The organism is Marinobacter sp. B-21, from assembly GCF_056857895.1.
The window spans coordinates 1-15,687 of the sequence record NZ_JBSXNZ010000030.1 but is presented as its reverse complement, the minus strand read 5'-3'; the positions used below and the strand labels follow the sequence as shown (position 1 = coordinate 15,687).

The window sequence follows — 15,687 nt, the reverse complement described above, 5'->3', positions numbered from 1 at the left end:
GGCGTTATCAATCTGGTCAAACGCACGGCTCTCACCCGTACCCCAGACTTCGTGACACACGCGAGTCAGGGCTGCTGTCAAAGTGGTCTTGCCATGGTCAACGTGACCAATGGTGCCCACGTTCAAGTGCGGCTTATTACGCTCAAATTTAGATTTAGACACGGTTACACCTCTTCCTGTTTCTTAAGTCCTGGGGATCAACCCTTTTTAATGATCGCTTCGGCAATGTTCGAAGGAGCTTCCATATAGCGAGAGAACTCCATCGCATAAGACGCCCGACCCTGAGTCGCTGAACGCAGGTCAGTGGCGTAACCGAACATCTCCGACAACGGAACTTCTGCGCGGATGACTTTACCCGAGGGGCCTTCATCCATACCCTGAATCAGGCCGCGACGACGGTTCAAATCACCGACGACGTCACCCATATATTCCTCAGGGCTGACAACCTCAACTCTCATGATAGGCTCGAGAAGCGCAGGATTGGCTTCCAGAGCACCTTTCTTCATCGCCATGGAGCCGGCGACTTTGAAAGCCATCTCGTTGGAGTCAACATCGTGATAGGAGCCGTCATACAGGGTCGCCTTGATGCGCAGCAGCGGATAGCCGGCCAGACAGCCGTTCTGCATCTGCTCGGAAATACCCTGCTGGACTGCCGGGATGTATTCCTTCGGAACCACACCACCAACAATCTCATTCACGAAGATAAAGTTTTCGCCATCTTCATCATCCAGTGGCAGCGGCTCAAGCTTGATCTTGACGTGACCGTACTGACCGCGACCACCGGACTGACGAACAAACTTGCCTTCGACGTCTACCGGCTTGCGGATGCACTCACGATAAGCCACCTGCGGCTTGCCAATGTTGGCTTCAACCTTGAACTCGCGACGCATACGGTCAACGATGATATCCAGATGAAGCTCACCCATACCGGAGATAATGGTCTGCCCGGATTCCTCGTCGGTACGCACCCGGAATGACGGATCTTCCTGGGCCAGCTTGCCCAAAGCAACACCCATCTTCTCCTGGTCCGCCTTGGACTTCGGCTCAACCGCTACGGAAATTACCGGCTCCGGGAATTCCATACGCTCAAGGATGATCTTGTGGTTTTCGTCGCACAGGGTGTCACCAGTGGTCACACTCTTCAGGCCGATGGCCGCAGCGATATCACCCGCCAGAACCTCTTTGATCTCCTGGCGATCTTTGGAGTGCATCTGAACCATACGGCCGACACGCTCCTTCTTGCCCTTCACGGAGTTGTAGACGGCATTGCCGGATTCCAGCTTGCCAGAGTACACCCGGAAAAAGGTCAGGGTACCAACGAACGGATCAGTCGCGATCTTGAAGGCAAGCGCTGAAAATGGTGCGTCATCATCGGCCTGACGGGTCTCTTCGGTACCGTCTTCGTCCACCTCACCACGGATGGCCTTAACTTCATCCGGAGCCGGCAGGAATTCGATGACGGAGTCCAGCACCGCCTGAACACCCTTGTTCTTGAACGCGGAGCCGCAAGTAGCAACAACGATTTCGTTGGCCAGGGTGCGCAGGCGCAGCCCTTTCTTGATGTCGTCAATGTTGAGCTCGCCCTCTTCGAGGTAACGCTCCATCAACTCTTCGTTCGCTTCCGCCGCGGCTTCCATCATCTGCTCGCGATACATGGCGACTTCTTCGACCATATCCTCAGGAACGTCTCTCTGATCGTAAGTAGCGCCGGAATCGTCTTCATTCCAGTAGATCGCCTTGTTACGGATCAGGTCGACGATGCCGGCGAACTTGTCTTCGGAACCGATCGGCAACTGAATGGGAACCGCGTTTGCGCCCAGACGGTTCTTGATCTGGTCAACAACCCGCAGGAAGTTGGCACCGGCACGGTCCATCTTGTTGACGAACACCATGCGGGGAACTTCGTACTTGTTGGCCTGACGCCACACAGTCTCGGACTGGGGCTCAACACCGGAGGAGCCGCAGAACACAACAACAGCACCGTCGAGTACGCGCAATGAACGCTCTACCTCGATGGTAAAGTCAACGTGCCCCGGGGTGTCGATGATATTGATCCGGTGCTCCGGATACTGCTTGTCCATGCCCTGCCAGAAACAGGTCGTCGCAGCTGAGGTAATGGTAATACCACGCTCCTGCTCCTGCTCCATCCAGTCCATGGTAGCCGCACCATCATGAACCTCACCGATTTTGTGGGAAATACCTGTATAGAACAGGACCCGCTCGGTGGTTGTGGTTTTGCCCGCATCAACGTGCGCACAAATACCAATGTTTCTGTAACGCTTGATAGGAGTCTTGCGTGCCACTGTATAAACCTCGGCTGATTAGAAACGGAAGTGAGAGAACGCCTTGTTGGCTTCTGCCATGCGGTGAACATCTTCACGCTTCTTAACAGCGGAGCCTTTGCTGTCAGCGGCGTCCAGGATTTCACCAGCCAGACGCTGTGCCATGGATTTCTCACCGCGCTTCCGTGAAAATTCTACGAGCCAGCGCATCGCCAGCGCGTTCTGACGGGAAGGCCGTACTTCTACGGGCACCTGGTAGGTAGCACCACCCACACGACGGGACTTGACCTCAACCATCGGCTGGATGTTTTCCAGGGCCTTCTCGAACATGTCGATCGGCTCTTCTTTTGATTTCTCGGCAACAATGTCCAGCGCGCCGTAAACAATGCGCTCTGCAACGGACTTCTTGCCACTTTCCATCACGTGGTTGATGAACTTGGCAAGACGTGCACTGCCGAATTTGGGATCCGGGATAATTTCCCGTTTTGCTGCAACTCTTCTTCTAGGCATCGATAAGCCCTTATATATCCAAAAGGTCTTCAGGAACCCCTGAGATAGCAAATGCTACTCAGCCTTACTCTTACCGTTCTGACAAGCAACGATAAAAGGCACCCGTCCGGGAGATCAGGACTTGGGTCGTTTTGCACCGTACTTGGAGCGGCCCTGCTTACGGTTCTGCACACCCTGGGTGTCCAGTGTTCCGCGAACAGTGTGATAGCGCACACCCGGAAGGTCTTTTACTCGACCGCCACGGATCAGCACAACACTGTGCTCCTGAAGGTTGTGACCTTCACCACCAATGTAAGAGGAAACCTCGTAGCCGTTGGTCAGGCGAACACGGCACACTTTACGCAGTGCTGAGTTCGGCTTCTTCGGCGTTGTGGTGTACACACGAGTGCACACACCACGGCGCTGAGGGCAGGCCTGGAGAGCAGGAACATCGCTCTTGGCTACCTTGCGCTTACGAGGCTTACGCACCAACTGATTAATCGTTGCCATGTAAGCAAACTCCAAAAAACCATATCAATGAAACTTACCCCCTGTGCAGGGGGTAAAATTTAAGGGACGCAAGTGTAAGCCTGCGCCCCCGGACAGTCAAGACGACTGGTCTCTTTTTGACCACCTCGCGGGTAGGTAACTACCCGGAGGCGGCGCACCGGCCCAACTCAGCTTTCGCGATTGAGCTCGGCGCTCAGAGCTTCTTCCACGTCTGCCGCAGTAACGCCCTGTTCTTCCAGTTCGCGCTTGCGACGACGCTCGGCGTGGTAAGCCAGACCGGTACCTGCCGGAATCAGCCGGCCAACCACAACGTTTTCTTTCAGGCCGCGGAGGTAATCCCGTTTACCGGTAACCGCACCTTCGGTGAGTACCCGGGTGGTTTCCTGGAACGAAGCCGCGGAAATGAACGACTCCGTGGCCAGGGACGCCTTGGTGATACCCAGCAGCAGACGCTCGAACCGCGCCGGCTCCTTGTCTGCCACATCGGCCTTTTCGTTTTCTTCCAGCACCTGGGTGATTTCCACCTGATCACCGGACAGCAGGGTCGTATCACCCGGATCGGTAATTTCGACCTTGCGCAGCATCTGCCGAACGATAACCTCAATGTGTTTATCGTTGATGACAACGCCCTGCAGACGGTACACGTCCTGGATCTCGTTGGTGATGTACTTGGCAAGCGCGACAACACCCAGCAGGCGCAGGATGTCATGCGGGTTGGACGGGCCATCGGAAATCACTTCACCCTTTTCAACCGTCTCGCCTTCGAACACGTTCATCTGACGATGCTTCGGAATAAGTACTTCGTAGGCATCGCCATCCTTCGGCGTGATCACCAGACGCTTCTTACCCTTGGTTTCCTTACCGAAGGACACCATGCCGCTAATCTCGGCAAGGATAGAAGACTCTTTCGGGCGACGGGCCTCGAACAGATCGGCAACCCTTGGCAGACCACCGGTGATATCCCGTGTCTTGGAGCTTTCCTGCGGAATCCGGGCAACCACGTCGCCGAGCTCGATCTTGGCGCCGTTCGCCATGGTAACCAGGGCGTTCGCGGGCAGGAAGAAGATTGCAGTGCCGCCACCTGGCAGCTCCACCTCTTCTCCTGTCGCATCGATCAGCTGGATGGCCGGACGGATATCCTTACCCGCCGCAGGACGCTCTTTCGGATCGATGACCTCCATGGTGGACAGGCCGGTCAGTTCGTCGGTCTGGGTGCGGACGGTAATGCCCTGATCCATGTTGACGAACTTGGCGGTGCCTTCCGCTTCGGCGATGATCGGGTGAGTGTGTGGATCCCACTTGGCCACCGCAACACCAGCTTCAACCGTATCACCGTGCTTCACGGACAGCACGGCACCGTAGGGCAGCTTGTACCACTCACGTTCACGCCCCTGATCATCCGCGATGGCCAGGGCAGAGGAACGGGATACTACAACAAGAGAACCGTCGCTCTTTTCAATCGATTTCAGGTTGTGCAGGCGTACTTTACCGCCATGCTTGACCTGGATGTTGTCAACGGCCGATGCCCGGCTCGCAGCACCACCAATGTGGAAAGTCCGCATGGTCAGCTGGGTACCCGGTTCACCGATGGACTGGGCAGCAATAACACCCACGGCCTCGCCAACGTTCACCCGGTGACCACGGGCCAGATCGCGGCCATAGCACTTCGAGCAGATGCCGTGACGGGTCTCACAGGTAATTGCGGAACGAACCCAGACTTCGTCGACACCGGCTTGCTCAAGGGCTTCAACCGCTTTCTCGTCCAGCAGGGTGCCCGCCGAAACAACGGCGTTGTCCTTGTCTGTCGGAGTAAACGCATCACGGGCTGTAACACGCCCCAGCACGCGGTCACCCAGAGGCACAACAACGTCGCCGCCTTCGATATGCGGCGTCATCAGCAGGCCTTCGTCAGTACCGCAATCGTCCTCGGTAACAACCAGATCCTGGGAAACGTCAACCAGACGACGGGTCAGGTAACCAGAGTTCGCCGTCTTCAGTGCGGTATCCGCCAGACCTTTCCGGGCGCCGTGAGTTGAGATGAAGTACTGGAGTACGTTCAGACCCTCACGGAAGTTCGCGGTGATCGGTGTTTCGATGATGGAGCCGTCGGGCTTGGCCATCAGGCCACGCATACCGGCCAACTGACGAATCTGGGCGGCTGAACCCCGGGCGCCGGAATCGGCCATCATGTACACGGAGTTGAAAGACTCCTGCATCTCGAACTCGCCATCTTCACCCTTGACAGGCTGCCCGTCAGGACCGATCACCTGCTCCTTGGAAAGACGCTCCATCATGGCCTTGGACACTTTGTCGTTGGCACGGGACCAGATATCGATAACCTTGTTGTACTTCTCGCCCTGGGTCAGCAGACCGGACGCGTACTGGGTTTCGATATCCTTCACCTCGGCGGATGCCGCATCAACCAGCTCGTACTTCTCCGGGGGAATCTCGAAATCGTTGAAACCGATTGAGATACCGGACACGGTGGCGTAGTGATAGCCCATGTACATCAGCTGGTCCGCGAAGATAACCGTGTCTTTCAGACCGGCATCACGGTAGCAGGTGTTGATCAGGTTGGAGATAGCCTTCTTGACCATGGGCTTGTTCACCAGGTCGTAAGACAGGCCGTCCGGCACGATATCAAACAGCAGGGCGCGACCGACCGTGGTATCAACGATCTTGTACTCTTCGGTGCGCGAACCGTCCTCGGCAATCGCAACTTCTTTCACCCGAACCTTCACAATAGCCTGAAGATCGACCTTGCCGGCACCGTAGGCCCGGTGCGCCTCTTTGACGTCGGCGAACACCATACCTTCACCGAGGGCGCTCTTGCGCTCACGGGTCATGTAGTACAGACCAAGTACCACGTCCTGGGACGGTACAATGATCGGCTCGCCGTTGGCCGGCGACAGTACGTTGTTGGTGGACATCATCAACGCACGGGCTTCGAGCTGGGCTTCCAGGGTCAGCGGTACGTGCACCGCCATCTGGTCACCGTCAAAGTCGGCGTTGTAAGCCGCACATACCAGCGGGTGCAGCTGGATCGCCTTGCCTTCGATCAGCACCGGCTCGAACGCCTGGATACCCAGACGGTGCAGGGTCGGGGCGCGGTTCAGCATGATCGGATGCTCGCGGATGACTTCGTCCAGGATATCCCAGACCACGCCTTCCTCACGCTCAACCATCTTCTTGGCGGCCTTGATGGTGGTCGCCAGGCCGCGGTGCTCCAGCTTGGAGAAAATAAACGGCTTGAACAGCTCCAGGGCCATCTTCTTCGGAAGACCACACTGGTGCAGACGCAGGTAGGGGCCGACCACGATCACCGAACGACCGGAGTAGTCCACCCGCTTACCCAGCAGGTTCTGACGGAAACGACCCTGCTTACCCTTAATCATGTCAGCCAGGGACTTCAGCGGGCGCTTGTTGGTGCCGGTGATGGCACGGCCACGACGGCCGTTGTCCAGCAGCGCGTCCACGGCTTCCTGCAGCATCCGTTTCTCGTTGCGCACGATAATGTCCGGAGCATTCAGCTCCAGCAGGCGCTTGAGCCGGTTGTTCCGGTTAATTACCCGGCGGTACAGGTCGTTCAGGTCTGACGTCGCAAACCGACCGCCGTCCAGCGGCACCAGCGGACGCAGATCCGGCGGAAGAACCGGCAGCACGGTCATGACCATGTCGCCCGGCTTGTTGCCGGAGTACAGGAACGCCTCGAGAATCTTCAGGCGCTTGCTGAATTTCTTGATCTTGGTTTCAGAGTTGGTCTGCGGGATCTCTTCACGCAGCGCATCAACCTCTTCCTGCAGGTCGATACCTTCCAGCAGCTCCTTGACCGCTTCGGCACCCATACGGGCGTCGAACTCGTCACCGAATTCTTCCAGGGCTTCGTAGTACTGCTCGTCATTCAGCAGTTGCCCTTTCTCCAGGGTGGTCATCCCCGGATCGATCACAATAAAGGATTCGAAGTACAGGACCCGCTCGATGTCGCGCAGGGTCATGTCCAGCATCAGGCCAATGCGGGACGGCAGTGACTTCAGGAACCAGATGTGTGCCACCGGGCTTGCCAGCTCGATGTGGCCCATGCGCTCACGACGCACACTGGCCAGCGCAACCTCAACGCCACACTTCTCGCAGATGACACCGCGGTGCTTCAGACGCTTGTACTTGCCACACAGGCACTCATAGTCCTTGATCGGGCCGAAGATCTTGGCACAGAAAAGACCGTCGCGCTCCGGCTTGAAGGTACGGTAGTTAATGGTCTCAGGCTTCTTCACTTCGCCAAAGGACCAGGAACGGATCATATCAGGCGACGCCAGGCCAATTCGGATGGCGTCAAATTCCTTGCTTTGGTTCTGGCTCTTGAGAAGATTCAGCAAATCTTTCATCAGTAAAAGCTCCGGATGGCGTTAATCTCGGGCGGGCACAGGTCGTGCCCGCTCACGCTGCCAAAAACAATTCGGCTCACTCGGATTCCAGCTCGATGTCGATACCCAGCGAGCGGATTTCCTTGACAAGAACGTTGAAGGATTCGGGCATGCCCGGCTCCATCCGATGATCGCCATCGACAATGTTCTTGTACATCTTGGTCCGACCGTTCACGTCATCAGACTTGACGGTGAGCATCTCCTGCAGCGTATAGGCTGCACCGTAGGCCTCAAGGGCCCACACTTCCATCTCACCGAAGCGCTGGCCACCGAACTGGGCCTTACCACCCAGCGGCTGCTGGGTAACCAGGCTGTAAGAGCCGGTGGAACGAGCGTGCATCTTGTCATCGATCAGGTGGTTCAGCTTCAGGATGTACATGTAACCAACCGTCACCGGGCGATCGAAGGCATCACCGGTGCGACCATCGTACAGCCTGGTCTGGCCGGTAGTGCTCATCCCCGCCAGCTCAAGCATACGCTTGACCTCGGCCTCCTTGGCACCGTCGAACACCGGCGTTGCCATGGGAACACCGCCACGGAGGTTATGGCACATCTCCAGGATTTCCTTGTCAGACAGGGAATCCAGATCCACCTTGAACACTTCGTCCGAATGATTGTAGATCTCATCCAGCAGCTTGCGTAATTCCGCGACCTTGCGCTGCTCGTCCAGCATCTGGCTGATTCGCTCACCCAGACCTTTGGCCGCCGCGCCCAGATGGGTCTCAAGCACCTGACCTACGTTCATCCGCGAGGGCACACCCAGCGGGTTCAGAACCACGTCAACCGTATTGCCGTGTTCGTCGTAAGGCATGTCTTCGATCGGCATAACCGAGGAAATAACACCCTTGTTACCGTGACGACCGGCCATCTTGTCACCCGGCTGGATGCGACGCTTGATCGCCAGGTATACCTTGACGATTTTCAGTACGCCCGGGGCAAGGTCATCACCCTGCTGAAGCTTGCCTTTCTTATCATCAAAGCGCGCTTCGTGCTCCTTCTTGCGATCCTCCAGACCCTGCTCGGATTTCTCCAGCAGCTCGTTCAGGCTCTCGTCTTTCATCCGGAGCTTGAACCAGTCGGAACGCGGCAGGTCGGCCAGGTAGCCTTCCTCAAGAGTTGCGCCTTTTTTCAGGCCCGGACCACTGATCACTACCTGGCCTTTGAGGGCGCTCATGAGACGCTCAAAAGTAGCCCCTTCAACAATGCGGTATTCGTCCTTCAGATCCTTGCGGTACTGATCCAACTGCTCTTTCTCGATGGACTGGGCACGCTGGTCCTTCTCGATACCGTCGCGGGTAAATACCTGAACATCAATGACCGTACCGCGGGTACCGGTCGGCACCCGTGAGGAGGTGTCCTTAACATCGGACGCCTTCTCACCGAAGATGGCACGCAGCAACTTCTCCTCTGGTGTCAGCTGGGTTTCACCCTTCGGGGTCACCTTGCCAACCAGGATATCGCCCGGCCCCACTTCCGCACCGATGTACACAATGCCGGACTCATCCAGCTTGGACAGCGCACTTTCACCAACGTTCGGAATATCCGCGGTGATTTCTTCGCTGCCCAGCTTGGTGTCCCGGGCCACACAGGTCAGTTCCTGAATGTGAATGGTAGTCAGACGGTCTTCCTGAACCACTTTCTCGGAGATGAGGATGGAGTCCTCGAAGTTGTAACCGTTCCAGGGCATGAACGCGATGCGCATGTTCTGCCCCAGCGCCAGTTCACCCAGGTCCACGGACGGGCCATCAGCCAACACGTCACCGCGGGCGATGACATCACCCTGACGCACGATGGAGCGCTGGTTAATGCAGGTGTTCTGGTTCGAACGGGTGTACTTGGTGAGGTTGTAGATATCCACACCGGCATCACCCGCTTCGGTTTCCTCGTTGTTAACACGGACCACGATACGGGCCGCATCAACACTCTCGATGACGCCACCGCGACGGGCCGTTACACAAACACCGGAGTCCTGGGCCACCGTGCGCTCAACACCAGTACCGACCAGCGGCACCTGTGAACGAAGCGTCGGAACCGCCTGACGCTGCATGTTTGCACCCATCAGTGCGCGGTTGGCGTCGTCGTGTTCCAGGAACGGAATCAGTGACGCAGCCACCGACACCACCTGGCGCGGAGACACGTCCATGAAGTTGACGCTTTCCGGCGGGGTGACGGTGAACTCGTTCTGGTGACGCACGGTAACCAGCTCATCGGTCAGGCGCTTGGACTTTTCGTCCATCGCGGCACTGGCCTGGGCGATCACATAATTGCTTTCTTCAATGGCAGACAGGTACACCACTTCGTCGGTGACCACACCTTCAACCACTTTCCGGTACGGACTTTCAAGGAAGCCGTAGGAATTGGAGCGGGCATAGGTCGCCAACGAGTTGATCAGACCGATGTTCGGGCCTTCCGGTGTCTCGATCGGGCACACACGTCCGTAATGGGTCGGGTGTACGTCGCGAACCTCAAAGCCGGCACGCTCACGGGTCAGACCACCGGGACCAAGAGCCGAGATACGACGCTTGTGAGTCACTTCGGACAGTGGGTTGTTCTGATCCATGAACTGGGACAACTGGCTGGAACCAAAAAACTCTTTAACCGCTGCGGCTACGGGCTTGGCGTTGATCAGGTCCTGAGGCATCAGGCCTTCACTTTCCGCCAGGCTCAGACGCTCACGAACCGCGCGCTCAACCCGCACGAGACCCACACGGAACTGGTTCTCGGCCATTTCACCAACGCAGCGAACACGACGGTTACCCAGGTTATCGATGTCATCCACATTGCCCTGGCCGTTACGGATATCGATCAGGGTCTTGAGAACATCGATGATGTCTTCGTGGGTCAGCGTGCCTTCACCGGTGCTTTCCTCACGGCGAAGACGACGGTTGAGCTTCATCCGGCCAACCGCTGACAGGTCATAGCGCTCTTCGGAGAAGAACAGGTTATTGAACAGGTTCTCAGCCGACTCTTTGGTGGGCGGCTCGCCCGGGCGCATCATCCGGTAAATCTCAACCAGCGCTTCCAGCGGGGTGCGGGTCGGATCGATGCGCAGGGTATCGGACATGAACGGACCGCAGTCCAGATCGTTGGTGTAAAGGGTTTCGATCTCCTTTACGCCCGCATCCAGAATCTTGGTGACCAGCTCTTCGGTGAGCTCGGAGTTACACTCAACCAGAACTTCACCGCTGGCCTGATCGATCATGTCCTTGGCCAGGACGCGGCCGTACAGGTACTCGGTCGGTACCTCAAGCTCATTGATGCCGGCTTTTTCCAGCTGCTTGATGTGACGGGCGGTAATCCGGCGACCTTCCTCGACAATCACATTGCCGTCATTGTCCTTGATATCGAAGGTGGCGATGTCACCCCGCAGACGGCTCGGCACCAGCTCCAGCTTGCACACTTCCGCGCCCAGGCTGAATTTACTGGTTTCAAAGAACATCTCAAGCATCTGCTCGGAGGTGTAGCCAAGTGACCGCAGCAGAATAGACGCCGGCAGCTTGCGGCGACGGTCGATCCGAACGAACACGGAGTCCTTCGGATCAAACTCGAAGTCCAGCCAGGAACCACGATAAGGAATCACCCGGGCCGAATACAGCAGCTTGCCGGAGGAATGGGTCTTACCCTTGTCGTGGTCGAAGAACACACCCGGCGACCGGTGGAGCTGGGAAACAATAACGCGCTCGGTACCGTTGATAACGAAGGTACCGTTCTCGGTCATCAGGGGCATTTCGCCCATGTACACTTCCTGCTCTTTAATGTCCTTGATCGCCTTGTTGGACGATTCCTTATCGTAAATGATAAGGCGGACTTTCACCCGCAGCGGTGCTGCGTAGGTTACGCCCCTCAGCTGGCATTCCTTGACATCAAAAACCGGCTCGCCAATACGGTAACTCACGTATTCGAGTGCGGCATTGCCAGAGTAACTGACAATCGGGAATACGGATTTGAATGCTGCGTGAAGACCGGTTTCCCGGCGGTCTTCAGGAGCGGCTTCCATTTGGAGGAAGTCCCTGAACGAATCCAGCTGAATAGACAGCAAATAGGGGACGTCCATCACGGAAGGCAATTTACTAAAATCTTTGCGAATCCGCTTTTTCTCAGTGTAGGAGTAAGTCATCTGCATTCCCCAGCTTTAGACCTGATACCTGGTATCAAGAAGCAACCATTGTTCTGCTTCGGGGCCGAATTGCTCGGCTTATCGCGCCGTCTTGAACAAGACTCTGGCTGTAGGTTTTGAATCGAACATCAACCTGCAATTGCTCGCCAGACTCTATAGCATATACAACAGAAAAAGGCCGGTGGCCCAAAGCCACCAGCCTGTCCATGCTTATCGCACGGTTTCGATCAACAGCCGACTCTTACTTAAGCTCAACGGAAGCGCCTGCTTCCTCAAGCTTCTTCTTGGCTGCCTCAGCGTCGTCTTTGCTGGCAGCTTCCTTGATTGCGGAAGGTGCGCTGTCGACCATTTCCTTAGCTTCTTTCAGACCCAGGCCGGTCAGTTCACGAACGGCCTTGATTACGTTGACCTTCTTCTCACCGGGACCGGTAAGAATTACGTCAAATTCGGTCTGCTCTTCAGCAGCGGCGGCTTCGCCACCAGCGGCGGCAGGCGCAGCAGCAACAGCTGCAGCGGCAGACACACCGAACTTCTCTTCCATTGCTTCAACAAGCGAAACTACGTCCATTACGCTCATTTCTGCGATTGCATTCAAAATGTCTTCGTTAGACAGAGCCATGACTTTCTCCCAAAAATATAAAAAATGGTGTTCAACAGAATCAAGCAGCTTCTTGCTTCTGGTCGCGAACTGCCGCTACAGCACGAGTCACTTTCGAAGGAACTTCGTTCAGTGTCCGTGCCAGCTTGGTGATCGGTGCCTGTGTAACTGCGGCCAGCATTGTCAACGCTTCGTGACGTGTTGGCAGCTTGGCAAGACGGTCGATCTGGTTTGCACCCATCAGCTCTCCGCCGACGGCCAATCCCTTGATCTCGAACGCCTCTTTCTCTTTGGCGAAATCCTTCAGCAGACGCGCTGCCGCGCCCGGATCTTCCATAGAGAATGCCAGAATGGTCGGACCAACCAGCGCTTCATCAATGCACTCGAACTCGGTACCGCGAATCGCGATCTTTGCCAGGTTGTTACGAACAACCTTCAGACGCACGTTTTCGGCACGAGCCTTGGCGCGAAGCGCCGTCATGTCACCAGAGGTCACACCACGGTAGTCAGCCAGAACCACAGACAGAGCACCACCGGCAGTCTCGTTGACTTCAGCGACGATCGCTTTCTTGTCTTCGAGTCTAATTGCCACTGGATTTCTCCTCGATTTCGCCGGGGATATCCCGGCAAACCCACATATACCCCTCACGGGGCTCCCAACGGTGTTTGGGTTCAGAGAGAACGTCTTCACACCGTCTGCGCAGGCGTTGCTTTAACCCTTGTGGCGCTTCCGGTAAACCCGAAGCGCTTCGGGGGCCTGCGGTCTTTGACAGCCTTGGCTTCCGCCCAGACTACAAAGTAACTACCGCTCAGAGAATCAGATGTTCAGACCGCTCTGATCGATAGTCAGGCCAGGACCCATAGTCGAGGAAACGGTGATCTTCTTGAGATACACGCCTTTCGCCGACGAGGGTTTGGCCTTTTTCAGATCTGCCACCAGAGCCTCAAGGTTCTCCTTGATGTTCTCGGCAGAAAACTCAACGTTACCCAGCGGGGCATGGATAATGCCGTTCTTGTCGGTGCGGTAACGAACCTGCCCTGCCTTGGCGTTTTTGACCGCAGTCTCAACGTCAGGAGTCACAGTACCCACCTTCGGGTTCGGCATCAGGCCACGGGGACCCAGAATCTGGCCCAGCTGACCAACAACACGCATGGCATCGGGAGTGGCGATAACCACGTCGAAATCCATGTTGCCTTTTTTAACTTCGTCTGCCAGATCGTCCATACCGACGATATCTGCACCGGCCGCTGTCGCTTTCTCGGCATTGGCGCCCTGGGTAAAGACGGCCACCCGGACAGTCTTACCGGTGCCATGTGGCAGAACAGTACTGCTACGAACCACCTGATCGGATTTACGTGCATCAACGCCCAGGTTTACAGCCACGTCTACTGACTCTTTAAACTTCACGCTCTGACCCAGCTCGACCAGCAGCGAAACTGCCTCGTCAACAGAGTAGGAACGGGTAGAGTCTACCTTTTCACGAATAAGCTTCTGACGCTTGCTCAGCTTTGCCATGTTACAGGCCCTCCACGTTCAGACCCATACTGCGGGCTGTTCCTGCAATGGTACGTACCGCTGCGTCCATATCGGCAGCGGTCAGATCCGGCTCTTTGGTCTTGGCAATTTCTTCAAGTTGCTCACGGGTCACGGTACCAACCTTGTCGGTATTCGGACGACCGGAGCCACTCTTGATGCCGGCGGCCTTCTTGAGAAGAACCGGTGCAGGCGGAGTCTTGGTGATAAAGGTAAAGCTGCGATCACTGTAAACCGTGATAACAGTAGGAATCGGCAGGCCTGGCTCCATATCCTGGGTCTGTGCGTTAAACGCCTTACAGAACTCCATAATGTTTACGCCGCGCTGACCCAGTGCAGGACCAACGGGGGGACTTGGATTGGCCTTACCGGCAGCAACCTGAAGCTTGATATAGGCTTCGATCTTCTTAGCCATGATACATCTCCTGTGGGTTCAGACGCCTTTCGGCTCCCCTTTAGTTACAGCTGCAAAAAGCAGACACAAAAAGCCCGCGTCGCCATAGCGCGCGAGCTTCCAGCTTTCGTATTGCCGGTCAGTCTTTCTCGACCTGCCCAAACTCCAGCTCTACCGGAGTTGAACGGCCGAAGATCAAAACGGCAACCTTGACACGACTCTTGTCGTAGTCAACTTCTTCTACAACGCCGTTGAAGTCAGCGAAAGGCCCTTCAACAACACGAACAACTTCACCTGGCTCAAACAGGGTCTTGGGCTTGGGCTTGTCCGCACCACTCTCGACACGACGCAGAATTGCTTCTGCCTCTTTCTCGGTGATGGGTGCCGGCTTATCCTTGGTGCCACCGATAAAACCCAGAACCCGTGGCGTGTTCTTTACAAGGTGCCACGTTGCGTCATCCATTTCCATCTGGACCAGTACGTACCCTGGATAGAATTTGCGCTCACTCTTGCGCTTCTTCCCTTCACGCATCTCGACGACTTCCTCGGTCGGAACCAGGATTTCGCCGAACCTGTCTTCCATGCCATCAAGAGCAACACGCTCTTTCAGAGTGCGCATTACCTGCTTTTCGAAGCCAGAATACGCATGAACGACGTACCAGCGCTTAGCCATTGCCCACTCCTGTTAACCGATAAACCCGGCGACCAGCAAGCTGATCAGCGAATCCATACCCCACAACAACAGCGCAACGACCAGCACAAACACCACAACAATCGCAGTTGTCTGCACCAATTCGGGCCTGGTGGGCCATACCACTTTCCGGATCTCCACCCTCGCTTCCTTCAGCAGCGTCGCAAAACGACGACCACGATCGGTTTGAAGGGCGACAAGCGCCGCAACAATCGCGAGACCTACAAGAGCCAGAACCCGATACAGCAGAGACTCGGCACTATAATACTGATTCCCCACCACACCGATGGCGATCAGAACGAAAACAACCAGCCACTTCACGAAATCGAAACGGCTGGTCGACTGAACGGCTTTTGACTCCATAGGAATCAACTTATGTATCCGGATGTTAAAAAATGGCAGGCCAGGAGGGAATCGAACCCCCAACCTGCGGTTTTGGAGACCGCTGCTCTGCCAATTGAGCTACTGGCCTGCACCGAAACAACTCAGCGCACTTACTCTCGAGTAACCTACTCGATGATCTTGGAGACCACGCCGGCACCAACGGTACGGCCGCCTTCGCGAATCGCGAAGCGCAGACCATCTTCCATGGCGATCGGAGCAATCAGGGTAACACTCATCTTCACGTTGTCACCCGGCATAACCATTTCC

13 protein-coding genes and 1 tRNA gene are annotated in these 15,687 nt (G+C 56.2%); all 14 read right to left on the bottom strand.

What is annotated here, in order from left to right:
* A partial coding sequence (locus tag AC13C0_RS01075; RefSeq protein ID WP_482953696.1) for a GTP-binding protein occupies positions 1–162 on the bottom strand: 162 nt, incomplete at its 3' end.
* Positions 163–197: 35 nt separating this feature from the next.
* On the bottom strand, positions 198–2,303 hold the full coding sequence (fusA, locus tag AC13C0_RS01070; RefSeq protein WP_117619467.1) for an elongation factor G: 2,106 nt from the start codon (positions 2,301–2,303) through the stop codon (positions 198–200).
* 18 nt (positions 2,304–2,321) lie between these two features.
* Entirely contained in the window at positions 2,322–2,792 is a 471-nt protein-coding gene (rpsG, locus tag AC13C0_RS01065) for a 30S ribosomal protein S7 (protein ID WP_099619739.1), read from the bottom strand.
* Between the two features lie 114 nt (positions 2,793–2,906).
* Positions 2,907–3,281, bottom strand: a complete 375-nt coding sequence (gene rpsL, locus AC13C0_RS01060; RefSeq protein ID WP_008174844.1) for a 30S ribosomal protein S12 — start codon at positions 3,279–3,281, stop codon at positions 2,907–2,909.
* 167 nt (positions 3,282–3,448) lie between these two features.
* Entirely contained in the window at positions 3,449–7,663 is a 4,215-nt protein-coding gene (rpoC, locus tag AC13C0_RS01055) for a DNA-directed RNA polymerase subunit beta' (RefSeq protein WP_341581305.1), read from the bottom strand.
* A gap of 76 nt (positions 7,664–7,739) precedes the next feature.
* A complete protein-coding gene (gene rpoB, locus AC13C0_RS01050; protein ID WP_117620435.1) occupies positions 7,740–11,819 on the bottom strand; it encodes a DNA-directed RNA polymerase subunit beta in 4,080 nt (1,359 codons plus the stop codon).
* 241 nt (positions 11,820–12,060) lie between these two features.
* A complete protein-coding gene (gene rplL / locus AC13C0_RS01045) occupies positions 12,061–12,438 on the bottom strand; it encodes a 50S ribosomal protein L7/L12 (protein WP_117619465.1) in 378 nt (125 codons plus the stop codon).
* 40 nt (positions 12,439–12,478) lie between these two features.
* Positions 12,479–13,009 (bottom strand): 50S ribosomal protein L10, encoded by a 531-nt coding sequence (gene rplJ, locus AC13C0_RS01040; protein ID WP_117619464.1) that lies wholly within the window; start codon positions 13,007–13,009, stop codon positions 12,479–12,481.
* 225 nt (positions 13,010–13,234) lie between these two features.
* A complete protein-coding gene (gene rplA / locus AC13C0_RS01035) occupies positions 13,235–13,933 on the bottom strand; it encodes a 50S ribosomal protein L1 (protein WP_117619463.1) in 699 nt (232 codons plus the stop codon).
* A 1-nt stretch (position 13,934) separates the two neighbouring features.
* Entirely contained in the window at positions 13,935–14,366 is a 432-nt protein-coding gene (rplK, locus tag AC13C0_RS01030) for a 50S ribosomal protein L11 (protein WP_012139849.1), read from the bottom strand.
* 118 nt (positions 14,367–14,484) lie between these two features.
* Complete coding sequence (nusG, locus tag AC13C0_RS01025; RefSeq protein WP_117619462.1) at positions 14,485–15,018, bottom strand: transcription termination/antitermination protein NusG; 534 nt, start codon at positions 15,016–15,018, stop codon at positions 14,485–14,487.
* 12 nt (positions 15,019–15,030) lie between these two features.
* Positions 15,031–15,399 (bottom strand): preprotein translocase subunit SecE, encoded by a 369-nt coding sequence (secE, locus tag AC13C0_RS01020; protein WP_099619732.1) that lies wholly within the window; start codon positions 15,397–15,399, stop codon positions 15,031–15,033.
* Positions 15,400–15,432: 33 nt separating this feature from the next.
* A tRNA-Trp gene (locus AC13C0_RS01015) sits at positions 15,433–15,508 on the bottom strand.
* 37 nt (positions 15,509–15,545) lie between these two features.
* Positions 15,546–15,687: EF-Tu C-terminal domain-related protein (locus tag AC13C0_RS01010; RefSeq protein ID WP_482953788.1), on the bottom strand; the 142-nt coding region annotated here is incomplete at its 5' end.

What these genes read in the sequence shown, in the direction of transcription:
- rpsG (WP_099619739.1), bottom strand. Translation starts at nt 2,792, where the DNA reads ATGCCTAGAAGAAGAGTTGCAGCAAAACGGGAAATTATCCCGGATCCC.
- rpsL (WP_008174844.1), bottom strand. Translation starts at nt 3,281, where the DNA reads ATGGCAACGATTAATCAGTTGGTGCGTAAGCCTCGTAAGCGCAAGGTA.
- rpoC (WP_341581305.1), bottom strand. Translation starts at nt 7,663, where the DNA reads ATGAAAGATTTGCTGAATCTTCTCAAGAGCCAGAACCAAAGCAAGGAA.
- rpoB (WP_117620435.1), bottom strand. Translation starts at nt 11,819, where the DNA reads ATGACTTACTCCTACACTGAGAAAAAGCGGATTCGCAAAGATTTTAGT.
- rplL (WP_117619465.1), bottom strand. Translation starts at nt 12,438, where the DNA reads ATGGCTCTGTCTAACGAAGACATTTTGAATGCAATCGCAGAAATGAGC.
- rplA (WP_117619463.1), bottom strand. Translation starts at nt 13,933, where the DNA reads ATGGCAAAGCTGAGCAAGCGTCAGAAGCTTATTCGTGAAAAGGTAGAC.
- rplK (WP_012139849.1), bottom strand. Translation starts at nt 14,366, where the DNA reads ATGGCTAAGAAGATCGAAGCCTATATCAAGCTTCAGGTTGCTGCCGGT.
- nusG (WP_117619462.1), bottom strand. Translation starts at nt 15,018, where the DNA reads ATGGCTAAGCGCTGGTACGTCGTTCATGCGTATTCTGGCTTCGAAAAG.
- secE (WP_099619732.1), bottom strand. Translation starts at nt 15,399, where the DNA reads ATGGAGTCAAAAGCCGTTCAGTCGACCAGCCGTTTCGATTTCGTGAAG.